Source organism: Arcicella rigui (genome assembly GCF_034929435.1).
Lineage (GTDB): Bacteria > Bacteroidota > Bacteroidia > Cytophagales > Spirosomataceae > Arcicella > Arcicella rigui.
Genome location: NZ_JAYFUM010000021.1, coordinates 1 through 23,299, shown reverse-complemented (window position 1 = coordinate 23,299; position 23,299 = coordinate 1). Strand labels below are relative to the sequence as shown.

Annotated in this window: 24 protein-coding genes; 16 read left to right on the top strand and 8 right to left on the bottom strand. The window is 36.0% G+C overall.

All coding sequences use genetic code 11. The annotated features are described in order from the left end of the window. Positions 1-106: 106 nt before the first annotated feature. Positions 107-1,414 (bottom strand): cryptochrome/photolyase family protein, encoded by a 1,308-nt coding sequence (locus VB248_RS16795; protein ID WP_323297967.1) that lies wholly within the window; start codon positions 1,412-1,414, stop codon positions 107-109. Positions 1,415-1,955: 541 nt separating this feature from the next. Here VB248_RS16795 and queA point away from each other — a divergent pair. From queA to VB248_RS16740, 11 genes are all read left to right on the top strand, one after another. Beyond that, positions 1,956-3,008 carry a tRNA preQ1(34) S-adenosylmethionine ribosyltransferase-isomerase QueA gene (gene queA, locus VB248_RS16790; RefSeq protein WP_323297966.1) on the top strand — a complete coding sequence of 351 codons (1,053 nt, stop codon included), beginning with the start codon at positions 1,956-1,958 and terminating at the stop codon, positions 3,006-3,008. A gap of 311 nt (positions 3,009-3,319) precedes the next feature. Beyond that, positions 3,320-3,979, top strand: coding sequence for a 2-C-methyl-D-erythritol 4-phosphate cytidylyltransferase (locus tag VB248_RS16785; protein WP_323297965.1), 660 nt, complete (start codon positions 3,320-3,322; stop codon positions 3,977-3,979). Beyond that, positions 3,972-4,958, top strand: a complete 987-nt coding sequence (gene meaB / locus VB248_RS16780) for a methylmalonyl Co-A mutase-associated GTPase MeaB (protein WP_323297964.1) — start codon at positions 3,972-3,974, stop codon at positions 4,956-4,958. Before VB248_RS16785 ends, meaB begins: the two co-directional genes overlap by 8 nt. 1 nt (position 4,959) lies before the next feature. After that, positions 4,960-7,323 carry an efflux RND transporter permease subunit gene (locus VB248_RS16775; RefSeq protein WP_323297963.1) on the top strand — a complete coding sequence of 788 codons (2,364 nt, stop codon included), beginning with the start codon at positions 4,960-4,962 and terminating at the stop codon, positions 7,321-7,323. Positions 7,324-7,439: 116 nt separating this feature from the next. Beyond that, entirely contained in the window at positions 7,440-8,627 is a 1,188-nt protein-coding gene (locus VB248_RS16770) for an MFS transporter (RefSeq protein WP_323297962.1), read from the top strand. 423 nt (positions 8,628-9,050) lie between these two features. Then, positions 9,051-10,676: an NADP-dependent glyceraldehyde-3-phosphate dehydrogenase gene (locus tag VB248_RS16765; protein WP_323297961.1), complete on the top strand. Its 1,626-nt coding sequence runs from the start codon at positions 9,051-9,053 to the stop codon at positions 10,674-10,676. Between the two features lie 247 nt (positions 10,677-10,923). Then, positions 10,924-11,898, top strand: a complete 975-nt coding sequence (locus VB248_RS16760) for a YHYH protein (RefSeq protein WP_323297960.1) — start codon at positions 10,924-10,926, stop codon at positions 11,896-11,898. Continuing rightward, positions 11,888-12,556 (top strand): hypothetical protein, encoded by a 669-nt coding sequence (locus tag VB248_RS16755; RefSeq protein ID WP_323297959.1) that lies wholly within the window; start codon positions 11,888-11,890, stop codon positions 12,554-12,556. The genes VB248_RS16760 and VB248_RS16755 overlap by 11 nt, the downstream gene beginning before the upstream one ends. A 100-nt stretch (positions 12,557-12,656) precedes the next feature. Next, positions 12,657-13,436, top strand: coding sequence for a YHYH protein (locus VB248_RS16750; RefSeq protein WP_323297958.1), 780 nt, complete (start codon positions 12,657-12,659; stop codon positions 13,434-13,436). Then, positions 13,437-14,018, top strand: coding sequence for a toxin-antitoxin system YwqK family antitoxin (locus tag VB248_RS16745; protein ID WP_323297957.1), 582 nt, complete (start codon positions 13,437-13,439; stop codon positions 14,016-14,018). Continuing rightward, positions 13,987-14,637 carry an SCO family protein gene (locus VB248_RS16740; RefSeq protein WP_323297956.1) on the top strand — a complete coding sequence of 217 codons (651 nt, stop codon included), beginning with the start codon at positions 13,987-13,989 and terminating at the stop codon, positions 14,635-14,637. Before VB248_RS16745 ends, VB248_RS16740 begins: the two co-directional genes overlap by 32 nt. Positions 14,638-14,712: 75 nt before the next feature. Here the strand turns inward: VB248_RS16740 and VB248_RS16735 are convergent, their stop codons facing one another. The 6 genes from VB248_RS16735 to VB248_RS16710 all read right to left on the bottom strand — a co-directional run bounded on the left by VB248_RS16735 (position 14,713) and on the right by VB248_RS16710 (position 19,712). Further along, complete coding sequence (locus VB248_RS16735; RefSeq protein ID WP_323297955.1) at positions 14,713-15,726, bottom strand: dipeptide epimerase; 1,014 nt, start codon at positions 15,724-15,726, stop codon at positions 14,713-14,715. A 273-nt stretch (positions 15,727-15,999) separates the two neighbouring features. Beyond that, positions 16,000-16,344 (bottom strand): RNA recognition motif domain-containing protein, encoded by a 345-nt coding sequence (locus VB248_RS16730; RefSeq protein ID WP_323297954.1) that lies wholly within the window; start codon positions 16,342-16,344, stop codon positions 16,000-16,002. A 148-nt stretch (positions 16,345-16,492) separates the two neighbouring features. Then, the gene (locus VB248_RS16725) at positions 16,493-16,930 is read right to left on the bottom strand and encodes a DUF4395 domain-containing protein (RefSeq protein WP_323297953.1); all 438 of its coding nucleotides are present in this window, start codon (positions 16,928-16,930) and stop codon (positions 16,493-16,495) included. 15 nt (positions 16,931-16,945) lie between these two features. Then, entirely contained in the window at positions 16,946-17,824 is an 879-nt protein-coding gene (locus tag VB248_RS16720) for a DUF1684 domain-containing protein (protein WP_323297952.1), read from the bottom strand. A gap of 129 nt (positions 17,825-17,953) precedes the next feature. Further along, the gene (locus tag VB248_RS16715; protein WP_323297951.1) at positions 17,954-18,562 is read right to left on the bottom strand and encodes an IMPACT family protein; all 609 of its coding nucleotides are present in this window, start codon (positions 18,560-18,562) and stop codon (positions 17,954-17,956) included. Between the two features lie 403 nt (positions 18,563-18,965). Next, positions 18,966-19,712, bottom strand: coding sequence for a DeoR/GlpR family DNA-binding transcription regulator (locus tag VB248_RS16710; RefSeq protein ID WP_323297950.1), 747 nt, complete (start codon positions 19,710-19,712; stop codon positions 18,966-18,968). A 56-nt stretch (positions 19,713-19,768) separates the two neighbouring features. On the opposite strand from VB248_RS16710, the gene nudK reads away from it, so the two are divergent. Further along, a complete protein-coding gene (gene nudK / locus VB248_RS16705; protein WP_323297949.1) occupies positions 19,769-20,347 on the top strand; it encodes a GDP-mannose pyrophosphatase NudK in 579 nt (192 codons plus the stop codon). Next, complete coding sequence (locus VB248_RS16700; RefSeq protein ID WP_323297948.1) at positions 20,347-20,721, top strand: DUF4406 domain-containing protein; 375 nt, start codon at positions 20,347-20,349, stop codon at positions 20,719-20,721. Before nudK ends, VB248_RS16700 begins: the two co-directional genes overlap by 1 nt. Positions 20,722-20,853: 132 nt before the next feature. Here the strand turns inward: VB248_RS16700 and VB248_RS16695 are convergent, their stop codons facing one another. Then, positions 20,854-21,420, bottom strand: a complete 567-nt coding sequence (locus VB248_RS16695) for a hypothetical protein (RefSeq protein WP_323297947.1) — start codon at positions 21,418-21,420, stop codon at positions 20,854-20,856. 45 nt (positions 21,421-21,465) lie between these two features. On the opposite strand from VB248_RS16695, the gene VB248_RS16690 reads away from it, so the two are divergent. From VB248_RS16690 to VB248_RS16680, 3 genes are all read left to right on the top strand, one after another. Further along, on the top strand, positions 21,466-21,678 hold the full coding sequence (locus VB248_RS16690) for a hypothetical protein (protein ID WP_323297946.1): 213 nt from the start codon (positions 21,466-21,468) through the stop codon (positions 21,676-21,678). A gap of 80 nt (positions 21,679-21,758) precedes the next feature. Beyond that, positions 21,759-22,658, top strand: coding sequence for an AbaSI family restriction endonuclease (locus VB248_RS16685; protein WP_323297945.1), 900 nt, complete (start codon positions 21,759-21,761; stop codon positions 22,656-22,658). A gap of 65 nt (positions 22,659-22,723) precedes the next feature. After that, positions 22,724-23,215, top strand: a complete 492-nt coding sequence (locus tag VB248_RS16680) for a hypothetical protein (RefSeq protein WP_323297944.1) — start codon at positions 22,724-22,726, stop codon at positions 23,213-23,215. The last annotated feature ends 84 nt before the right edge of the window (positions 23,216-23,299 follow it).

Sequence of the window (23,299 nt, the reverse complement as noted above, 5' to 3'; positions counted from 1 at the left end):
TGAGTGATTTTAAAGTTTTGAGACTATTGGGATGTTTTAACTCTAAAGTTACCAAATCTTAAAGTCTAAAAATCCTAAAATCTTAAAGTCCTGAAGTCCTAAAGTCTTACTTAGCCTTTAACGCCTCCTGATAAACAGGCACAACTCTTTTTCTGGCAAAGTCATGGTTTACGATAGGCTGTGGGTAATTGAAACTATTGAGTTCGGGTACCCATTTTTTGATGTAAGCCAAATCTTTATCAAATTTTTGTGTCTGTAAAGTCGGATTAAATACCCTAAAGTACGGAGCAGCGTCGCAGCCACTTCCCGAAGCCCATTGCCAGCCCCCGTTATTTGCTGCAAAATCAAAATCCAAGAGTTTTTTAGCAAAGTACTTCTCGCCCCAACGCCAGTCAATCAACAAATGTTTTGTCAAGAAACTCGCCACAATCATCCTCACACGATTGTGCATAAAACCCGTAGCGTTCAATTCACGCATTCCAGCATCCACGATTGGATAACCCGTTTTCCCTTCACACCAAAGCTTAAATTCCGCCTCATTATTTCTCCAGCGAATTTTATCGTACTCTTTTCTAAAAGCAAAACCCTGCCCGATATGTGGAAAATGATAAGTAATATTGAAATAAAAATCTCGCCAAATCAATTCATTCAGCCAAGTTTCAGACAAAGCCTGAGCCTTTCTTGCCAACTCACGGATACTCACCGTCCCAAAACGTAAATGCACCGAAAGCCTTGAAGTACCCACCACTGCTGGGAAATCTCTTTTTTCAGCATAGTTTTTTACGATACTTTCTCGCACTTCTTTGCTTGGAAAAGAAGCACCCACAGCCTCAAAACCCATTGATGCCAAAGTGGGCATAGCAAAAGGCTCAGTATTCAAAAATTGATGAAAATACTTTTCGGTAGGATATGGTTTCAAGTAAAAATCATTCACTTTTTCTTTCCATTTTCGGCTGTATGGCGTAAAAACGGTGTAGGGTGTACCTGCACCAGAAAGTACTTCATTTTTTTCAAAAATTACTTGGTCTTTAAAAGTATGAAAAGCTACATTTTCGCTATTGACAAATTCACGAACGGCATCGTCTCTTTCTTGTGCATACTTTTCGTAATCGTGATTGGTATAAATACTTTCAATATCAAATTGATTGAGTAATGCAGGAAAAACCTCTTCGGGCGTACTATACTGCACCCAAAGCGATGAACCCAAAGCCACTAATTCTTGCTGCAAATCGCTTAATGCTTGGTGAATGAACTCTACTCGTCGGTCACGTTTATCATCCAATCTATCTAAAATATTTTTATCAAAAATAAAGATAGGCAATACTTTATTGCCCGATTTTAAGGCATGATAAAGCCCAGCGTTATCGTGCAAGCGGAGGTCACGGCGAAACCAAAAAATAGAAATTTTAGTCATTTCGAGAATTGAATATGTTTATAGCTAAAAGATTTTAGCAACATTTTTAAATTACCTATTGCTAACAAAAATCATAAGTATTTGTTCAGAGATTTTATAATATTGCCCATTGAAGCCTTCGGTCGGGAAAAAGGGAACTTGTACCTAAAAGGCTTGAAAAGCATATTTTTGGGATAGAAATGACCAAAAAAGTAATTTTTTTAATTTTTTTTCAAATTTGAAAAAACTAAGGAAAAGTGCTTATATGAGAAATGGAGTTGAATATTTCCTCAAAATATAACTTTTTTAAGGTAATAAACTTGAATTAATTCGTTCTGTGTATTGACAAGCCCTATCTTGAAATTGTATATTTGTAAGAATCGTAATGAAGTCATTAGCTTTAGGGCAAGGGACTTTGGTATAAAATCAAGATTTTTAATCAAGATTATTGTTTTGATATTGATGCGAGAAACCCTTTATACCAACCATTTATATCAAACAAAACCAAGTTTTAAAACCGCAAGAAATGACTCCAGGCGAAAAAACCGCAAACATTATTAGAATGAAACTATCTGAATTCAGATTCGACCTCCCTAATAACCTTATTGCCTTGTATCCACCAGAGAACAGAGGTGACTCACGATTGATGGTCGTGAATAGAAAAACAAAAACTATCGAACACAGAATGTTCTCTGATATTTTGGACTATTTTGATGATGGAGATGTGATGGTAACCAATGATACCAAAGTTTTTCCAGCTCGTTTATTCGGTCAGAAAGAGAAAACAGGTGCTAAGATTGAAGTTTTTCTACTTCGTGAATTAAACCGTGAACACCGCCTTTGGGATGTTTTGGTTGACCCGGCTCGTAAAATAAGAGTAGGAAATAAATTGTATTTTGGTGATAGCGACTTAGTGGCAGAGGTCATTGACAATACTACATCTCGTGGACGTACCATTCGTTTCTTGTACGATGGCGACCATAAAGCTTTAATGAAAGCGATTCATCAATTAGGCGAAACGCCACTACCAGATGAAATCCGTTTTAAACGTAAAGTAGAAGCAGCCGACGAAGAGCGTTATCAAACGATTTATGCTGAACACGTCGGAGCGGTTGCTGCCCCAACGGCTGGTTTACACTTTTCTAAAATCATTATGAAACGTCTGGAATTGAAAGGTATCAATTTCACACCGCTTACGCTTCATGTGGGCTTAGGAACTTTCCGTCAGGTGGACGTTGAAGACTTAACAAAGCATAAAACAGATTCAGAAAACTTCAATATCACGGCAAGTACTTGCGATGTGGTAAATGAAGGAATTGATAAGAAAAAGAGAATTTGTGCTATCGGAACTACGGTTTTGAAAGCATTAGAATCTTCGGTTTCGGCAGATGGACACTTGAAACCAATCGAAGGCTGGACAGATAAATTTATCTTCCCTCCCTATGATTTCAGAATTCCAAACGCATTATTGACTAATATTCACTTGCCAGAATCAATTTTATTAATGATGACTTCGGCTTTTGGTGGATATGATTTAATCAAAGAAGCGTATCAAATTGCTATTAAAGAAAAATACAAATTCTTTAGTTATGGCGATGCGATGTTGATTATCTAAGATTTTTTCAACCAAAATACTTAGGCGAAAGACATAAGGCATAGTTTTATGGCTTAGGTCTTTCGCTTATTTGTTTTACGAGTTATTATCGTAAAACGCTAACTTACAATTATCAACTGGTACTGTACGAAAGTTTAGAGGCTATTTTGGATTTAGGATTTCTGATTTCGGAGATGGAATAAGATGACATTTTTCGTAAAATATTTATAAAAAAAGCATTTGATAAATCCGAAATCCGACATCTGAAATCCGAAAGCAAGAATTTTCAGAATGCTTCGTACAAGCCCTAATCACTAACCCTAAGTTATTTTATGAATAAGTATGCCATTATCGTTGCGGGTGGAAGTGGTAGCAGAATGAAAAGTGATTTGCCTAAACAGTTTATCGAAATAGGAGGTTATCCAGTTTTGATGCACACATTAATTCGTTTTAAAGAGGCAGACCCAAGTATTGAATTAATTTTAGTTTTACCAGAAATACAAATAAAATTTTGGGAAGACCTTTGTGAAAAACACGACTTTGCCGTGGCACATCAATTAGTAAAAGGAGGGAAGACTCGTTTTCAGTCTGGTAAAAATGGTTTAGCGGCTATCCGCAAAGACGGAATCGTAGCCATACACGACGGTGTGCGTCCTTTTGTTTCTCCAGAAATTATCCGTGAAAGTTTTGTTGTAGCCGCCGCAAAAGGAACAGCAGTAGTGAGTGTTCCGTCAAAAGATTCTGTGCGTGTGGATGGGCATGCTATCGACCGTGAGAGCGTCCGTTTGATTCAAACGCCACAAACTTTTCAGGTTTCTATTATCAAAAAGGCTTTTCAAAGCCCAGAGTTAAGTACTTTTACCGACGATGCCAGTGTTGCCGAACACGCAGGTTTTGAAATAAATTTGATTGAAGGTTCTTACGAAAATATTAAAATCACCACGCCAGAAGACTTGGAATGGGCAGAAATTATTTTGAAGCGAAATGCTTAGACGTTTAACAAAAACGCAATATGTTGATGGCATTCTGGCGGGTAATCGAATGATTCTCAGCAGAGCTATCACCCTTACTGAAAGCAGTTTACTCTCTGATAGAGCTTTGGCTCGTGAAGTATTGGAGGCTGTTTTGCCATACACTGGTAAAGCCGTGAGAATCGGCATTACGGGTGTGCCGGGCGTTGGGAAAAGTACTTTTATTGAATCTTTCGGAAAGTATTTGACCAAGCAGGGAAAGAAAATAGCCGTTTTAGCCATCGACCCCAGTTCGCCGATTAGCAAAGGCAGTATTTTGGGTGATAAAACTCGCATGGAGGAACTTTCACAAGAACCTTTGGCATATATTCGCCCTTCGCCCACCAGTGGCGATTTGGGTGGCGTTACTCAGAAAACCCGTGAAGCCATGCTCCTTTGCGAAGCCGCAGGCTTTGAAGTAATCATCATCGAAACCGTAGGCGTAGGGCAGTCCGAAACCTTGGTGAAAGGAATGGTAGATTTCTTCTTATTGCTGATGCTGGCAGGTGCTGGCGATGAACTTCAAGGAATTAAAAAAGGAATTATGGAAATGGCAGATTTGGTTGCCATCACCAAAGCCGATTCTGGCAATGAACATTTTGCTGATTTGGCAAAAGTAGAATATCAAAATGCCCTACATTTGTCTCCCCCAAACCCAACAGGCTGGTTTCCCCAAGTAATTACTTGCTCGGCACTTACGCAGAAAGGTATCTCAGAAATTTGGGCTTCGGTCGAAAAACACCGTTCGGTACTTTCAGAAAATGGTAATTTTGACAAAATACGTAGCCAACAGAATTTGGAATGGATGCACGATTTTATCAAGCAATCCTTAGAAGAACATTTTTATCAACATCCAAGCATTAGTACTCATATTCATACAGTTCAGCAAGAAGTCAGCGAAGGCAAAAAACTGCCCGTAAACGCTGCTATGGAATTACTGAATCTATTTTATCAAAAATAAAATGAAAAACTTCTGGCATCACTTAGCCTTATCAATTCTTAAAAATCGGATTGCCTACTTATCGGTCGTAATCGCTCTAACGGTTTTTATGACTTTCATGGCATCAAAAACGCAAATTTCAAGTGAATTACCAAAGATTCTTCCCAAATCAGACGAACGTTTTCAGTTGTATGAATCTTTCAAAAAACGTTTTGGTGAAGATGGTTCTGTCATGGTTATCGGCATTGAAACTGATAAAATGTTTGATTTAGCCTTTTTCCAACAATGGCAAGATTTGGTAAAAGAAATCAAAGGCATCAAGGCAATCAAAGATGTTGTATATGCAGGAAATATTCCGAGAGTAATCAAAAATGATTCTGTAAAACGCTTTGAAACCAAACCTTTGATTGCACAAAGAGCCATTTCACAAGCGGAAGTAGATACCGTAAAAGCTCGATTAGATAAATTACCGTTTTACAAAGGTTTTATCATCAACGAAGCAGGCAATGTGCATTTGATGATGATTACTTTCGACCAAAAAGCTATTAACGATAAAAGTAGAGTAACGGCGGTAAAGGAAATCAAAGCTTTGGTACAAAAATTTGAAGAAGCTCAAAAAGTAGATTTACATCTTTCTGGAATGCCCTTTATCCGAACAGAAATGACGGCTCAGATTTCTACTGAATTAGGTATTTTCTTGGGTTTGGCAATTTTGGTTACTTCCTTAATACTTTTGGTATTTTTTAGAAACCTCAAAGTAATGTTAGTTTCTTTGGTGGTCGTTCTGGTCGGAATTGTTTCTGCTTTGGGAATTATCGTTTTGTTTGGTTTTAAAATCACTATTATTTCAGGCTTGATTCCGCCTTTGGTAGTTGTGATTGGCGTACCAAATGCGATATTTTTAGTGAATAAGTACCTCGAAGAATACGCTTTGCATGGCGATAAAGAACAGGCATTGAAAGTAACCATTGAAAAAATTGGACAAACACTTATTCTTTCAAACCTTACTACTTCAATCGGTTTTGGCGTGTTTGCTTTTACAGGAAGTACTTTTTTGATTGAATTCGGAATTGTAGCGGCTATCAACGTAATGCTTACTTATGTAGTTTCGCTGATACTTATTCCTGTGATGTTCAGTTATTTAGCTCCGCCATCAAGCAAACAAACTTCTCGTTTAGAGTCTGGAAGGATTTCTAAAATATTGATTGGTATCGACAAATGGGTCAATTACCGCCGAGTATATATTTACTTGATTATTATTGCTATCGTTTCTGTTTCAGTTTATGGAATGTCGAAAATCAAATCAAATGGCTATATCGTAGATGGTTTGGCAAACGATAATCCGATTTATTTAGATTTAAAATTTGTAGAGAAAAACTTCAAAGGTATTATGCCTTTTGAAGTAGCCATTGATACTTATGAAGCAGGAAGAGTGATGAGTTCGCCAGAGTTATTCACCAAAATCAAGCGAATGGAAAAAGAATTTGCCAAGTATCCGGAGTTTACAAAACCTGTTTCTTTGGTAACGGCAGCCAAATTTATTTACCAAGCTTATCGTGGTGGCGACCCAAAATACTTTGTATTGCCGGGTATCGACGAACTTTCAAAATTGAAAGATTATAATTCAAGTTTATCAGGTGGAAAACAGAATTTAGCCAAAGGTTTTATTGATTCTACCAAACGCTATACTCGTGTAAGTTTTCAGATTGCTGACTGCGGAACGGTGCGAACCAATGAATTAATCAAAGAATTACAGCCAAAAATTGATACCATTTTCAACTACAATGCCGAAACCAACGAATTGTATAAAAAGGGCGACAAACAAGGCTATGATGCCGAAATTACAGGAAATAGTGTGATTTTTGCTTGGCAAAATGAATTTTTACAAGGCAATTTGATTGAAAGTACTTTCCAAGCCATCGTTTTGATTTGTATCATTATGGCTCTTTTGTTCCGTTCTTGGAAAATGGTATTAATCTCTACTTTACCGAGTTTGATTCCTTTGCTGATTACGGCTGGTTTGATGGGATTCTTTGATATTAACTTAAAATACTCAACAATTCTGATTTTCTCAATTGCCTTCGGGATTTCTTCAGATGGAACAATTTATTTTTTAACTCGCTATAAAGACGAACTTTTGAATAAAAACAAAACCGCCAAACAAGCCATCAACGCCACTATTTTGAATACAGGGGTTTCGATGTTTTATACAGCGATTGTCTTATTTATTGGTTTCTTCATTTTTACGGCTTCAAGTTTCAAAGGCACGCAGTCGCTGGGTATTTTGGTTTCAATCACGCTTTTAATGGCGATGATTTGTAACTTAATTTTATTACCTGCTTTCTTGATGACGCTGAACAAGCGAGAGACTAAAAAACTTTTATAGAAAAAGAGTTTTTTAATTATGAGATAGAAATTATGAAATCTGGCTATATATCATTTTTGATATAAAGTCAGATTTCATAATTCATAATTAAAAACTCAACTTTCACACACGCATTTATGACAAAAAAAGCTTCCATATATACTTATCAATTCTGGTTACTTTGTTTGAGTAATTTCCTTTTTACAGCAAGTTTTCAAATGATGATTCCCGAATTACCCGATTACTTGGGTTCTATGGGCGGAAAAGAGTACATTGGTTATATCATTGCTTTGTTTACACTTACAGCAGGTTTTGCTCGCCCTTTTTCTGGAAAACTAACAGATACCATTGGGCGTGTACCCATTATGGCTTTAGGCTCAATCGTTTGTTTTGTTTGTAGTGGACTTTATCCATTTATGCACACAGTCATGGGCTTTTTGTTTTTGCGTTTTATTCATGGTTTTTCCACGGGAACAAAACCAACGGCTACTTCTGCTTATGTTGCCGACATTATTCCCGAAGACCGCCGTGGCGAAGCTCAAGGAATGTTGGGTATTTTTACCGCAACAGGGATGTCTATCGGGCCAACGATTGGTAGCTATTTGGTCGTTATTAGCTCTTTGAAAGTAATGTTTTTTACTTCTTCTGTTTTTGCCTTACTTTCTATACTGATTTTAATAAGTATGAAAGAAACCTTACCCAAAGAACACAAACAGCCATTTTCGTTTAAATTATTAAAAATTGGTTGGGACGATGTTTTTGAGCCGAGAGTATTCGCTGCCTTTTTGGTTTGTTTGTTACTTTCATTTGGTTCAGGCGTAACGATAACCCTTGTGCCAGACCAAACCAAATTTGTAGGTATCAGCAACAAAGGGCTTTTCTTTACGATTTACACCATTTCGTCATTAGTGATTCGGATGTTTTTTTCAAAATCTTCTGACAAGTATGGAAGAATTCCCGTTTTAATGATTTCATCCGTTATTTTAGGGGTTTCGATGGTAATATGTGCCTTTACAAATTCGCTGTGGTTACTTGTTGTGGTAGCAATACTTTTTGGTTTTTCAAATGGTTTCAATATGCCTACTTTGATGGCTTGGACGGTCGATTTGTCAGATGAAAATTATCGTGGAAGAGCCGTTGCTACTACGTATATCGCTCTTGAAGCAGGTATCGGATTCGGGGCATTATTTGCTGGATTTATTTATCAAGGCAATATGGAAAATATTATTATTCCATATATTTTAGCCGCAGTATTATCTTTTGGAGCTTTTATCTATTTATTTTACCAACAAAAAAATCATCGACAAGTACTAAACCAAGCCTAATTTTCTTAGGTTTTTGTGGCAGATTGATGATTAAATTTTACTTATTTGACCGATGGTTTTTGAACAATATCTCGAACAAAAAAATATAGATGCTGAAAAATTTCTCTGGGATAATCCTGAGAATTTTCAAGCTTTAAAAGTCGTATTTAATCAGGTAAATCCAGAGAGTTTTACGGCTCAAAAGAAGTTTTTAATCAATAAACTTCGTAGAAAATACCAGTTAAAAAGCTTCTAATTTTTTCTTTTCTAAAAAAAATACCTTAGAGTCAACACTTCGACTACAAAACAATAAATATGATTTTTTATAGTTATAGTATAACTATAAAAATAAAACAATCCTGCTTCTCGCTGACAAAGAACATTCTTTTAAACTTTACCAAGACAAAAATCTAAATCATTGTACTTTTTAAAGAATTAAACTTAATGTCATCTGTAAAAAACTTAGAGTCTTTATTCCCAACCGAAGCTCAGATTCCAGCGGAATATAACCTCACTGAGCCTATAGAGCAACGTGAGTATTTGGTAAACGGAGAAATGCGTCAGTGGGAAGGAAAAACCCAAGATGTTTGGTCGCCGATTTATGTTAAAACAGAGAATGGATTAGAGCAGAAAAGAATAGGTTCGTATCCTATCACTGACCCAAGTGATGCGATGGAAATCTTATCTGCTGCTGCCAAAGCCTTTGATTATGGACGTGGCGAGTGGCCTTCGATGTCGGTTGCTCATCGTATCGAGTGCGTTGAACATTTTACACAAAAGATGATTGCCAAGCGTGATGAAGTAGTGAAATTATTGATGTGGGAAATTGGTAAATCTTTGGGCGATTCACAAAAAGAATTCGACCGTACCGTTCAATACATTTATGATACTATCGGAGCTTTAAAAGACATTGACCGTAGTTCTTCAAGATTTATGATTGAAGAAGGAATTATCGGACAGGTTCGTCGTTCGCCATTAGGAATTGTTTTGTGTATGGGGCCATTCAACTATCCATTGAATGAAACTTTCACTACATTGATTCCTGCTTTGATTATGGGAAACGTAGTGATGTTTAAGCCACCAAAACATGGTACTTTATTGCATTATCCATTGTTGGAAGCTTTCCGTTCTTCGTTCCCTGCGGGGGTAATTAATACGATTTATGGTCGTGGAAATTCAGTAATTCCACAATTGATGGAGTCGGGAAGAATTGATGCTTTGACGCTAATCGGTTCTTCAAAAGTGGCGGATAAATTGAAAAAAATGCACCCGAAAGTAAACCGTTTGAGAGCAATTTTAGGACTTGACGCCAAAAATGCTGCCATCGTTACGGAAAGTGCAGATTTAGAATTAGCCGTAAAAGAATGTATGTTAGGTTCATTGTCGTTCAACGGTCAGCGTTGTACTGCTTTGAAAATGATGTGGGTTCACGAATCGTTGGTTGATGCTTTCAACAAACGTATGTCGGAGGAAATTGCAAAATTAAAATTGGGTATGATGTGGGACAAAGGAGTAAACATTACGCCACTACCAGAACCCAACAAACCAGCATATTTAAAAGAATTGATTGATGATGCTATCGCTCACGGGGCAAAAGTTGTCAACGAAGGCGGAGGCGAATCTTTCAAATCGCTTGTATTCCCTGCTTTACTTTATCCAGTAAGCAGAGAAATGAAAGTTTGGCATGAAGAACAGTTTGGTCCAGTTGTGCCAGTAGTTGCTTTCAGCGATATTCAAGAGCCAATCAATTATTTAATTGAATCGTCGCACGGACAGCAAGTATCTATTTTCAGTAAAGATGTTCATCAAATTTCTGAATTAATGGATGTGGCAGTTCACCAAGTTTCTCGTGTGAATATCAACTCACAATGTCAGCGTGGACCAGATGGTTTCCCTTTCACAGGTCGTAAAGATTCAGCAGAAGGAACACTTTCAGTAACGGCTGCTTTACGTTCGTTCTCAATCAGAACAGTAGTAGCAACAAAAGAAACGGCTGAAAATAAAGCGATTGTGAATCAAATTGTAGAAAATCAAGAATCAACATTCCTTTCTACTCGTTTTATTTTCTAAGATGATGTAGTGATAAGTTAATGGTGATTGGTATTAAAACTAATTAATACTCATATTCATTTTCTGAATTAAAAACCTTGTTGTTTTTCAAACAGCAAGGTTTTTTTATTGCAAGCCCATCTCAAAACCTTCTTTTTATACTTCAAATTCAGTCTTGAAAAAAATAAATCAAAAAAAAACACTCAAGTACCGAAGGAAATAAAAAATGATGTCGTCAAAAGAGTAAATCTTTAAAATTATAAAACAAATGACGAAAAGAACATCATTCAGTAGCCAAGTAGCTTTATTATTATTCACGCCTATTTTCTTTATGGCTTGTAGCAAAGATGAGATTTCTGTCGAGGCTGTTGCCACAGTCATAAAGGTCGAATCTACCAATTTTCTTTCAGCAGGTTTAGCCGAACCTATTACTATTGTTAGTCGCACACTTTCTACGGGGCAGACAGCCGACTGCTACAAAATTGTATCGAAGAGTACACCGACCGACCACAATATGGGGCCATGGTGTCCTTCAAACATTAGTGACGGTGCTGAGGCTGGTGGTATTTGGTTAGACAATGGAAAAGTATATGATGTTGATGGAGCTTTCATTAAAAATTTATCTACTTTTTATTCAGATAAAACATGGATGATGTACAACAGCAGTACTGGAAATATCACCAAAACCAAGACACTGGCAGAATGCCAAGCGGCTGCCAATCCGAATGTAGGAGCAGAGTATAAAAACTTTTGTGTTGAATGCCTGCCTTCTTATGTATCAAGTTTGACACAAACTTATTATATCCCCGTCTATCCCGTCAAGTTGAGTTCATCGGTTTCTTTTGGGATGGGGCCGGGGTCAACTGGCCCATCTGTCAGAGGATTAGCATTCAATGGTGTTCGCTTTGATGCCCCAGCACCTGTCAGTATCATTTTAGCGGCTTATACTTTAGCTCCATTTGATGACGCAGGCGGTCATATCAATTTAGGAGCAGGTTACCACTATCATGCCGCAACAGGTTTATCCAAAAAAATTACGCAAAGCGACGGACACGCTGCTATGATTGGCTATGCCATGGATGGTCACGGTTTGTATGAAAGATTAGATGCTAACGGCAAAGAATACACAGATTTAGACGAATGTCGTGGGCATTCTGATGGAATCCGTGGTTATCATTATCATGTAGATAAAGCTGGAGCAAATAATTTTATTAATTGTATAAAAGGAGCTTATGCCAACTAAACAACACCTAAAAACCATGATGCAACGAACCATTGTTATTCTTTTATTACTCTTCATTCGGGTTGGTAGTACTTTGGCACACCAGCCAGATTTATCAACTTTTATGCTTTATGAGAAAGAAGATGGAAAATGTTACTTGCAGATTTATAGCTCTTTAGCGGCTTTTGAAGGAGAGATAGACTATAAATTTTCAAAAAATAGCTATAAAACTGCCGAAGAATTTAAAGCATTAGTGGGCAAACATTTTCTAAATAATACTTTAATCATACTCAACCAACAAGACACTTTGAAGTTGAGTAATCCGCAAGTGATATTGGGGCATGAAACCAAATTATTGCTTGAAGTATCAGGTTTTCCTAAAAATATTCAAACACTTTACCTAAGTAACAAAGCTTTTGCCGATACGCCCAATCATCAAAGTATTGTGATGATGCTTAAAAAAGGTTTGCCCAATCAGCAATATATTTTGAATAAAGAAAATCAAAATGAAATCTATTTAATGATGGAAAATGGAAAGTGGCATCAAGATACTTTGCAAAAAAGCTCGCTAAATCAGTCTGTAATCATTGTGGCGATTGCTATTGTTTTTGTATTCCTTTCTGTCTTAGGTTTTCGGAAATGGCAAAAAGAAAGAAATTTCATGGCATCCCTAAATTAGAAATCAATAAACTTTCATTAACACTTTGATTTATTATAAACAATTGATGAATAGCGATTAGTGTATCAAATCGCTATTCAAACTTAAACTATTTTTAGCCATGAATTTTCAGATAAAAAGAATCCCCTTATTGTTGTTTTCAGTTTTGAGTCTTGCTGTTTTCAGTAATTGTAGCAAAGATGAAGAAGAAAGCATCACAAGTACGACCACCGACGCAGAAGTACCAGCGGTTTACAAAAAAATTTACGGAGCTACCAGTATCACCAGCGACGGAACTTATATTTATATTAAAAGTAAAAATTTGCCCGACCATAAAAGTGCTTATTATCCCAGTTCAAATGCTTTGTATGAAGCTTATTCTGGGACAACTTTTGGGGGTTATACTTTCTCGAAAAATCCCAATTCTATTGTAGAACAATCGGCTACGATTAAAATTCCGCTTAATCCACAAGTAGATGCTTCGCACTCGGCTACTCCTTTGGGTGTTATTGGTATTGCAGTAAATGGCGTTGCTTTTTTCAATCAGTATGCTGGACCAAACAACCAAGCTTTAGCGGGCGAAATTGTTAGTTTTGATAAATATTATGGTCATCCACAAAATTCTGGGGTGTATCATTATCACGTAGAACCACTTTATTTAACTACCGTTAAATTTTCAAAATCGGGTTTAATGGGCTTTTTATTGGATGGGTTTCCTGTGTATGGCCCACAAGAAGAAAATGGTACAGTCGTCACAAACAGTATGTTAGATGTCTATCATGGACATACGCACACGACCGCCGATTACCCCAATGGCATTTATCACTATCATTTCACCGCCGAAGCTCCGTACTTGAATGGAAGTGGATTTTATGGAAAACCCGGCACAGTTACGCAGTAAATGAAAACACAAATTTTAATAATTTTTTCTCTTTTGCTGAGTGCTTGTCAGCAACAACAAGACAAAGCGGATGATTTTGTTCCTCAACACTATGAGATGAAATCTTCTGAAAACCTTGTTATGAAAAACGATGTCCTTTGGTTCAATCAGAAAAAGTACTCAGGTTTTCTGATTGAACTGAATGCCAATAAAGACACCATTTTGTTGGAAACTTATGTAGCTGGACGCTTGAACGGTACTTGTAAAAAATGGTATCCCAATCGTCAACTACAAGAAGTACGGCAGTACAAAGCAGGCAAAAAAGAGGGTAAGCAAATCGCTTATTGGGAAAATGGCAAAAAACGCTTTGAGTTTTTTGCCAAAAACGGAGAGTATGAAGGCGAATTAAAAGAATGGAGTTCAAATGGAAAGCTTTTTCATTTGGCAAATTATGAAAACGGACATGAAGAAGGCACGCAGAAAATGTGGTACGATAATGGAAAAGTACGAGCCAATTATGTGATTATCAAAGGAAGAAGATTTGGATTGTTAGGCACTAAAAACTGTAAAAATGTATCGGATAGTATTTTTGTTGTTCAATAGTTGTTGTATGCTGATGGCTTGTAGTGATACGAAATCGCCACAATTACCTTATTACAACGAGGCTGATTTTACGCCAATTTTTGTTAAAAACAAAAAAGAGATAGCGGATAAAATTTCACATCAAATAGCCAATTTTGCTTTTTTGAATCAAGACAGTACTTTGATTACTGAAAAAAATATTGAAGGAAAAATACACGTCGCCAATTTTATTTTTACTTCGTGTGGAAGTATTTGTCCAACCATGACCCGAAATATGAAAATCGTAAGTGACAGTCTGAAAAATGAAAAGTCACTTAGTTTTTTATCTTATTCCGTAACGCCATGGATAGACAAACCAAGCGTGTTAAAGAAATTCAAAGAAAAAAATCAGATACAAAATAAAAATTGGCACTTCCTAACGGGTAGTAAATCAAGTATTTATCAATTAGCCAGACAGTCTTACTTTGCAGAAGAAGACCTCGGTTTTAGTAAAGACAGTACCGAATTTTTGCATACTGAACACTTTATTTTGGTGGACAAAAACAAACGAATTCGAGGAATTTATAATGGTACTTTGACTTTAGAAATGCAACAACTTATTCAAGACATCAGAACTTTGAGTGAAAATGAAAAGTTCTGATTAAAGTATAATGTTACATTTCTTTTTCAATAGAGGCGGACTTAAGTCCGCCTCTATTGAAAAAGAAATGTAACACTAAATCAATTTAGCACCCGTTCCGTTTTCGTTGGCATAAATTACTTTTCCGTAATCAATGGTTACTCCAGTTGAAATTTTATCATCTACCAACAAAATGCCATCCATATCCACATAATCCAAAAGCGGTAAAAGTTGAGCAATAGCCGAACAGCCCACATTAGATTCTGTCATACAACCAACCATTACTTTCAAACCTAAAGTATGTGCTTGTGCAATCATTCTTCGGGCAGGCGTAAGTCCTCCGCATTTCATCAATTTTACATTTACACCATGAAAAAAACCAAAACAGCGTGCTACATCTTCTTCTACAATACAACTTTCATCGGCAATGATGGGTAAAGCCGATTCGGCAAATACTTTTTTCATCCCTTCCCAATTGTCAGCTTTCATCGGTTGTTCGATGAACTCAACGCCCAATGCTTTTAAAGCAAAAGAGTTTTTAATTGTCTCCTCAACATCCCAAGCTGTATTGGCATCTACTCTGAACACCGCATCAGTATGTTTTCTGAGTTCTTGTACAATTTTTATATCATCTTTTGTACCGAGTTTAATTTTATACAAAGGAAAAGGTACTTCTTGCATTTTTTCAACCATTTTTTCAATGGTATCAATGCCGATAGTATAATCTGTAATTGGATTTTTAGCAGTATCTAAGCCCCATAATTTGTATAAAGGTTGTCCTTTTTTCTTTGCCCAAAGGTCGTTGGCGGCAATGTCTAAAGCACATAAAGCAAAAGGATGTTCGTCTTTTAGATGAGGATATAAATCAATCCAAAATTGTTCTGGACTTTGTAAATCGTAGTTTTCAATCAGCGAGCGAACGCTTTCTAATTGAGCAGTCATTTTTGCCATCGTTACACCATAATAAGGCGTTTCGGTAGCTTCGCCAAAACCACTAAATTCCCCATCACGCAATTCAACAATCAAAGTTGGCTGTACATCACGTGATTCGTGAGTAATGGTAAAAGTATGACGTAATTGTAATTTAAAAGAGTGAAGGATTAGTTGCATTGATGATTACAGATTAATTGAATCATCAAGTTAATAAAAAATAGTAGATTTATTGAAGGTTCTGCGTAGAAAATGCCTTTTCAAAAAAATAGGGAAAAGCATTTAATTTAGCTTTTCCCTATTGTAAAATAGTATTAAAGTGGATTGAAAATTTAGGGTTTCTGATTTCGGAAATCGGATAAAATGAATTTATTAAGAAAAATACATCACAAAGAATTATTTAATAAATCTGAAATCCAAAATCAACACTCATAATTCACAACTCCTAATTCTTTAGTCTCTTCTTCCTTTATTATTCCCTCTGAATGGTTTCCATTCTTTATTTTCAGGTTTTACAAAAGGTTTTTTCTTCTTGTTTTTATCCAAACTGCCAGCATTATTGGGCATAGATTCGTTTACGACAATTTTTCTCTCGTCTATTTCAGCACCGTTCAAAGACTCAATTGCCAATTTAGCTTCGGCATCGTTTGGCATTTGCACAAAAGCAAAACCTTTGTTCTGACGGGTAATTTTATCTATAATAATTTTGGCAGAAGCTACTTCGCCATATTGTTCAAAAATCTCTCTAAGTCTTGATTCCTTCCACTTGAAAGGAATACTTCCTACGTAAATATCCATTGTTTATTATTTTATTTCAGTACAAAGGTAAACAATATCCCACAAGTCTAAACAAAATTTGCCTTTCTCATCAATCCTTTAAGTAAAAAGAAATAATATTTCAAGTGTAAATGGCTGATTATGAGTGTTTACGGATAAATACTTTTGCTTACTTCAGTATTTTTTGAAAAAAAGTATAAACATAGCATCCTGCACAAAAACCTAAAAAGGATTCCAGAAAAGCAAAGAATATCAAAATGCCACTCAGTACAATTGTTGTGGTTTGGTAGCTTGTATAAGTACTTGCCAGAATGGCAATAGTAAACAATAAGCCAATTTTTGCCGCAAAAAGTTTAGGAGCTTGGTCAATGGGTTTTGCAGGAATTTTTACTAAAAAAATAACGACATCACTCAATTTATTCAACAAACTGTATGCATCAAATTCAAAGGCTCTGTAAGTAAAATCAACAACCAATAAAGCAATGAGTACATTCCAACGGGTATAAACAAAAAGTACTACCACCAACAGCACCCAAAGAGCCGTTAGGCGTACTTTATTCTCGTTGACTTTCTTAAAATCAATGGGACATTCTAATTCAAAACTCATGATTTTTTCTAAAAATTAATGGTTACCATAGCGTTTTTCGCCTGCTGGAATCGCCACACTCAGTTTGTTTTCTGGTGTTGGCAATGGGCAAGTAGCATAAGGCGTAAAAGCACAAGGTGGATTGTAGGCTTTGTTAAAATCTATATAAGTAATGCCTTCTGCATCAGGTGCGGGTACTTCTAAAAATCTGCCACCGCCATAACTTTCATGTTTGTTAGTGAGGTCGCCGAAGACCAAACTCAAATCTTTGCCAGCACTGGTAGCTTCTAAACTGTACTCTTTGTTGTTGATACTGAAAACCAATTTGCCGGGCGATTCTTGTTCATAAGTACGACCCGTGATGTCTGTAATTTTTATTTTTTTGCCAACGGTCGGAACGAATTTGGCTTTGATACGCCAATTTTTATCAATCGGAAAAGTTTCAATTCCTTTAAATTCTTTCAAGTAAGGACTTTCTAAATCACGCAAACGAATAGCAAACTTGTCGCCTCTTTGGATGATAAACCAACGCAAAGATTGATGTTTCAATACCACAGGTTTGTCGGTGTAGGGAAATAGTTCAGCCTCTTTTACGGGTTCTTGACCCAAGAAAACCGTAGCTTTTTCGGCAGAGACAAAACTTACTTTTCCATTTTTTAAAATCACTTTTCCTAATTTGGCATCGCTATGATTACTTGGGAAAATAATGCTGTTGGAAGCGTCGCCACCAATTGTATTTTCGCCTTCTTGAAGCCAGATTAAGCCTGCCAAATTCAACCAGCCGTCTTCTTTTTTTAGATTTTCGGCCCTTTTCAAATGCCAGTTTTTGATTTCTGTTTCGTAATTATCATCTGCTTTGAAAGCAAAGGCAAATACCGATACCACAATTGATAAAATAAGGCTTGTATGTTTCATATTTTTTGTTGCTGAAATTAATTCCTATAAAGTCTATCTTTTATATAGTTTATTTTTCAAAAGTAAATCTAAAAATGATTAAACGCAATTTTTCATCAGAAATTCAAAGTGATTTTTTTAAAATATACACTAAACCGTTCGCAAATATTCTACCGAAATACCTTCTATTTTTTCTAATTTCCCCAAAATCTGATTCGCCAGCGATTTACGAAAATCTATTTCAATAGTACATTGATTATCAAATTGTTGATTCTTAATCTTCAAATCAAAATCCTTCACTACTTTCATCACATCATTCATCTGAACGTATTCAAACTGTACTTGATAGACTTCATTTACCGTTTTTTCGATTACCTCAGCCACCGTCAAGGCTTCTTCCGTAGCGGATTTATAAGCATTGATTAAACCGGGAACGCCCAATAAAGTACCGCCCCAATAACGCACGACTACCACCAAAATATTAGTAATGTCTTTCGATAAAAGCACATTCAATATCGGGCGACCAGCCGAACCAGAAGGCTCGCCGTCGTCGTTTACTCTGAAATTAGTTCTATCCAAACCCAAACGAAAAGCATAACAAAAATGTACCGCCTTGAAATGTTCTTTACGAAGCGGTTCTATCAAAGCCTTCACTTCCGATTCTTGTTCTATCGGATAAGCAAAAGCAAAAAATTTACTCCCTCGGTCTTTAAATAGCCCTTCTGAGGGTGTTTTTATGGTTTTGTATGTATCTTCCAACTTAATTTTTAATTTAAAAATTTGAAGATTTGGAAATTTGAAAATGGCTTACTCTTGATTTGAAAATTAAAACCTCATCCCCCAGCCCCTTCTCCTGTTGAGAAGGGGAGCCGTTGGAGAGAACATGTCATTAGTTATCAGACACTTACAAACTTATGTATAAACCGTAGCTCCTGTTGAGAAGGTGAGGCTACGACGAATTTATTTTTCAATAGCTTATATTCTTACAGTAAAGTATTTATTGTAAGGAAAAAATATTTTGAATATCCCAAGACCTGCTCCACTTCTATTAGAATCTGCGACTTATCAATAAGCCTTTAAGTATTTGATAATCAGAACCAAGTCCACGCCAACTGCTCCCCTTCTCAACAGGAGAAGGGGCTGGGGGATGAGGTTTTAATCTTCAAATCAAAACCTCAATCCCCTTCTCCCGATAAACTGCCACATCTTCCTCCAAAGCATTCGTCACCAACACATCTACCAAAGTAATCGGTGCGAAAGTTAAGTACTTGTCCTTCCCTAATTTTGAGGCATCGCAAAGGAAATATTTTTTTGCCGAAGCATTTGCCATTGCCAACGTAATACTGGCTTCGTCTTCGCCAAAAGCACTTAGTCCATTTTCGGGCGAAATGCCATCTACACCCAAAAAAGCCTTATCAACTTTGTATCGAGCGATATGTTCCTCCGCAATTCTGCCGTGTACTGCTTGGCGTTCTTGGTCAATTTCTCCCCCAATTAGGTTGATAGAAACTTGGCTGTTCATCAATTCATAGACCACGGGCAAAGAATTCGTAATTACTTTTATCCGTTTGTTTTTGATAAACTGGCACATCCTAAATACCGTACTGCCACAGTCCATCAAAATAATATCGCCCTCTTGTATCTGCTGTGCCGCCAACTGACAAATCTTATCTTTCTCTTTGGCATTGATTGCCGTTTTATTAGCAAAAGTAAAAGGCATTTGTGCCAAAGACAATTTCATCGCTCCGCCATGAGTGCGAAACAACAAGCCATCCGTCGCCATTTGTTGCAAATCTCTGCGGATGGTAATCTCTGAAATATCTAAAGCTTGGGCAAAATCTTTTACTTCGGCTTCTCCCTTTTCTTCTAAAATTTTTAGAATTATCTGCTTTCTATTTTGAAAACTCATAAAAACATGATTAATTTGTTCAAAAATAATCAATAATTATCAAATATAATCATAAAATGACGCCAAGCATCAAAATTAACAAAACCGAAGTACTTTCTAACAATTGGTACACTTTACGAAAAATCACTTTCGACATCCAACAAAAAGATGGTTCTTGGATTACCCAATCACGTGAAGCCTACGACCGTGGCAATGGTGCGGTAATTTTATTGTATAATGTTGCCAACAAAACCGTGATACTGACCGAGCAATTTAGAATGCCGACCTATCATAACGGAAATCCGACAGGCATGATGATTGAAGCTTGTGCAGGTTTGTTAGATGAGGACAACCCAGAAGATTGTATCAAAAGAGAAACCGAAGAAGAAACAGGCTTTAGAATTACCGAAGTAAAGAAAATTTATGAAGCGTATATGTCGCCCGGTTCGGTGACAGAAATATTGTATTTCTTTGTAGCCGAGTACGACAAAAGCCAACAAGTAAGCGAAGGCGGCGGAGTAGAAGGCGAACACGAAAACATTGAAGTATTAGAATTACCTTTTGAAAAAGCCCTCGACATGATAGAAACAGGCGAAATAAGAGACGCTAAAACAATTATGCTTTTGCAGTATTTAAGACTTAAAAACATACTCTAATGGAAAATCAACAAGCAATGATGATATTAGTGGCTGGCCCTTATCGTTCAGGAACGAATGATAATCCAATTTTAATAGAAGCCAATGTAAAAGCCATGACCGATACCGCTTTAGCCCTGTACAAAATGGGGCATATACCTGTATTAGGAGAATGGTTTGCCTTGCCTTTAATTGAAGCAGCGGGTTCTAAACAAGTGGGAGACAGTATCTTTAATGAAATTTTTCATCCTATTGCCATCAAACTAATCAACCATTGCGATGCCGTATTACGAATAGGCGGAGCATCAGCAGGAGCAGATGAAATGGTAGCAACAGGCAAAGCGATGGGGAAAAAGATATTTTATGATAAAACCGAAATAGCTATAATTGAATAAGAATCGTAACAACAACAGGATATACTAACAATTATCTCGCTGCTCTGAGTAATTAAACTCTGAACAGCGAAGATGTATTGATTAGTTAAAACCCTAAAAAGAAAGCAGACATCTACTAAGTAATCCTTTCTTCTACATTTTAAGACTATTTTTTATTGTAGTCAAAATGTTTAATTGTTTTTCCTCTTTCAATTGATCCCATGTTTCGACTTTGATAATTTTAGTGATTTCTTTGTTTTGAGATACCGCCAACAAGGAGTAGGTTAGTTCATTCTTTTTGCCCCAGATATACTTACAGATGACAATGCTACTAACAGAATCTTTACGTTCTTCTAAAATGCTAAGGTTTTTGTACAAATTAGCTTCTTTTTTCATGGATTGAATAAGCCCTACCATTATTTTAGCACTCGGTGCAGGCGTTGCTGTTTCAGAGCTATCAGATTGATTAAATTTGGTTTCTATATCAATAAAGCCCCCATTATCTATTCTTTTGTATTGCTCATGATATTGGGTAGAGCTATCTTTTGAGCCAATATTTGATTGAAAATCCCAAATAGAAGGAATATCCATTTGTACTTTGGTATCCTTACTATCAAACTTTTTGGTATTTATTTTAGTCGTTTCTTTACAAGCCAAAAGTGAAATAAAGGCAATAAAGCATACTTTGATGATGCGTAATGAGTATGGAAAATTTTTCATGTGTTAAAAAAGGTTTTTAAAAGAATTTATAAAGATATTCTTTTTATGATTAAGACATCACCTCTTGTTTTAATTACCATGAGAAGTTTTCGATTGTCAACCGCTTATGTTCACTTTGCTAAGAGTCGTTTTAAACAAATTGTATTATACCCAGAAAACTTACCGTATAATAAGTTTTTTGTAATTAGTGGATGGAATGTTTTTGATTGGTTTTTTGAATTGGTAGATTGGGGTTTGAAATTATTGGGCAGTTGGTGACTGTTTTTTATAGAGCGTTTCAAGTTTTTAAACTTAGAACAGCAAGGCGAGGATAGGTTTTTTTAAATAAGACTAAAATAATGGACAAACTTGAATTTATTTGCAGACAACTTTCAAAAGCGGAGAATAAAATATTTGAACATTATGTAATAACAAGAATTTGGCATTTACTTAATGACACAGACATAAAATTAATAACTCAGCAATATGTGGTAAGACCCGAAGGTAGAGCATTGACAGATATGTATTTTCCTCAATTAAACATACATATTGAAATTGACGAGGGACACCACAAAAAACAAGTTCTGTCTGATAAAATTCGTGAAGCTGATATTATAAATGTAACAGGGCATGAAGTATTGAGAGTTGATGTAACAAAAAGCCTTGAAGTAATCAACTCAATCGTTGACAACATTGTGAATAAACTTAAAGTCGCTAAAAAAATGAAATCAGATTTTAAGCCTTGGGATTTTGAAGCAGAGCAAAATCCTTTAACATATATTTCACGTGGTTATATTGATTTGAAAGACGATGTATCTTTTAAAACAATGGTTGATGCGGCAAATTGCTTTGGTCATAGTTATAAGCCAAATGCAATTTGGAAAGGAGTAGTGAAACATCCGAGAGAAGATGGGAAGTATATTTGGTTTCCCAAACTATATAAAAACGAAGGGTGGGACAATTCAATTTCTAATGACGAAAATATAATCACAGAAGTTTGCTTAGATAAAAGTAAGGAAAGTACGTATCCAGAGCTTAAAATCTCTGGTACAAAACATATTGTTTTTGCGAGAGTAAAAAGTTCGTTAGGCGACACCATGTATCGTTTTAAAGGCGAATATGAAGTCGTTTCAGATGCAATTAAGGAAAGGAATAAAAGAGTATTAAAACGTGTTAGCACAAGAGTTAAAACTTATAATAATGTAATATTATCTGATACCCTCGCTGTTCCAAGTTTAAAAACTTGGAACAAAAAATAAAATGCAGTCTCCCCAAGTAGTGCAAGTGTCAAGTAAATGTTTAATATAATTAAAAATTAGAACAAATGAAATCATTAAAATTAAGTCTATTTATCTTTTTTGTTGCTTTATTAACACTAAACAGTTGTGTTTCAACAATGCCCTTAAATCAACAATTTTACAGCTCAAAAAAAGTTGGTGTAATCTTACAAGTTGATGAAATAGGGATATCAAAAGCAGGTTCACAAGGTCTTTTAGACATGGCTTTAACGCCTGGACACAAATACAAAGAGCCACTTAAAACGGTTGAACCTAAATTAGATTTTAAATTGAAGGTTAAAGAAGAAATAGTAGCTATTTTAAATTCGAAAAATAAACAATTTGAAATTATTGAAGAAAATGTAACGTCTTTAGAAAAGTTTGATAAAGAAGATGCAGACAAAAAGTACTCAGAATTAGACTATAGAAGTTTAAAAACAAAATACAATGTAGATGAAGTTTTAATTTTACATGCTAAACATGGTATTTTAGTAAGTTATTATGGAAGTCATCTTGACTTTTTTGACAGTATTGCTTAAAAATAAAAAAGGTTGCTGATATTTGTTTTGCGAACCATACCAAAGCAACCTTTTTATGTACTACGTACTCAGCAAAGATATAAT

Excerpts from the sequence above, each read along its gene's own strand:
- VB248_RS16795 (WP_323297967.1), bottom strand. The coding sequence starts at position 1,414 with ATGACTAAAATTTCTATTTTTTGGTTTCGCCGTGACCTCCGCTTGCAC.
- queA (WP_323297966.1), top strand. The coding sequence starts at position 1,956 with ATGAAACTATCTGAATTCAGATTCGACCTCCCTAATAACCTTATTGCC.
- VB248_RS16785 (WP_323297965.1), top strand. The coding sequence starts at position 3,320 with ATGAATAAGTATGCCATTATCGTTGCGGGTGGAAGTGGTAGCAGAATG.
- meaB (WP_323297964.1), top strand. The coding sequence starts at position 3,972 with ATGCTTAGACGTTTAACAAAAACGCAATATGTTGATGGCATTCTGGCG.
- VB248_RS16775 (WP_323297963.1), top strand. The coding sequence starts at position 4,960 with ATGAAAAACTTCTGGCATCACTTAGCCTTATCAATTCTTAAAAATCGG.
- VB248_RS16770 (WP_323297962.1), top strand. The coding sequence starts at position 7,440 with ATGACAAAAAAAGCTTCCATATATACTTATCAATTCTGGTTACTTTGT.
- VB248_RS16765 (WP_323297961.1), top strand. The coding sequence starts at position 9,051 with ATGTCATCTGTAAAAAACTTAGAGTCTTTATTCCCAACCGAAGCTCAG.
- VB248_RS16760 (WP_323297960.1), top strand. The coding sequence starts at position 10,924 with ATGACGAAAAGAACATCATTCAGTAGCCAAGTAGCTTTATTATTATTC.
- VB248_RS16755 (WP_323297959.1), top strand. The coding sequence starts at position 11,888 with ATGCCAACTAAACAACACCTAAAAACCATGATGCAACGAACCATTGTT.
- VB248_RS16750 (WP_323297958.1), top strand. The coding sequence starts at position 12,657 with ATGAATTTTCAGATAAAAAGAATCCCCTTATTGTTGTTTTCAGTTTTG.
- VB248_RS16745 (WP_323297957.1), top strand. The coding sequence starts at position 13,437 with ATGAAAACACAAATTTTAATAATTTTTTCTCTTTTGCTGAGTGCTTGT.
- VB248_RS16740 (WP_323297956.1), top strand. The coding sequence starts at position 13,987 with ATGTATCGGATAGTATTTTTGTTGTTCAATAGTTGTTGTATGCTGATG.
- VB248_RS16735 (WP_323297955.1), bottom strand. The coding sequence starts at position 15,726 with ATGCAACTAATCCTTCACTCTTTTAAATTACAATTACGTCATACTTTT.
- VB248_RS16730 (WP_323297954.1), bottom strand. The coding sequence starts at position 16,344 with ATGGATATTTACGTAGGAAGTATTCCTTTCAAGTGGAAGGAATCAAGA.
- VB248_RS16725 (WP_323297953.1), bottom strand. The coding sequence starts at position 16,930 with ATGAGTTTTGAATTAGAATGTCCCATTGATTTTAAGAAAGTCAACGAG.
- VB248_RS16720 (WP_323297952.1), bottom strand. The coding sequence starts at position 17,824 with ATGAAACATACAAGCCTTATTTTATCAATTGTGGTATCGGTATTTGCC.
- VB248_RS16710 (WP_323297950.1), bottom strand. The coding sequence starts at position 19,712 with ATGAGTTTTCAAAATAGAAAGCAGATAATTCTAAAAATTTTAGAAGAA.
- nudK (WP_323297949.1), top strand. The coding sequence starts at position 19,769 with ATGACGCCAAGCATCAAAATTAACAAAACCGAAGTACTTTCTAACAAT.
- VB248_RS16700 (WP_323297948.1), top strand. The coding sequence starts at position 20,347 with ATGGAAAATCAACAAGCAATGATGATATTAGTGGCTGGCCCTTATCGT.
- VB248_RS16695 (WP_323297947.1), bottom strand. The coding sequence starts at position 21,420 with ATGAAAAATTTTCCATACTCATTACGCATCATCAAAGTATGCTTTATT.
- VB248_RS16690 (WP_323297946.1), top strand. The coding sequence starts at position 21,466 with ATGATTAAGACATCACCTCTTGTTTTAATTACCATGAGAAGTTTTCGA.
- VB248_RS16685 (WP_323297945.1), top strand. The coding sequence starts at position 21,759 with ATGGACAAACTTGAATTTATTTGCAGACAACTTTCAAAAGCGGAGAAT.
- VB248_RS16680 (WP_323297944.1), top strand. The coding sequence starts at position 22,724 with ATGAAATCATTAAAATTAAGTCTATTTATCTTTTTTGTTGCTTTATTA.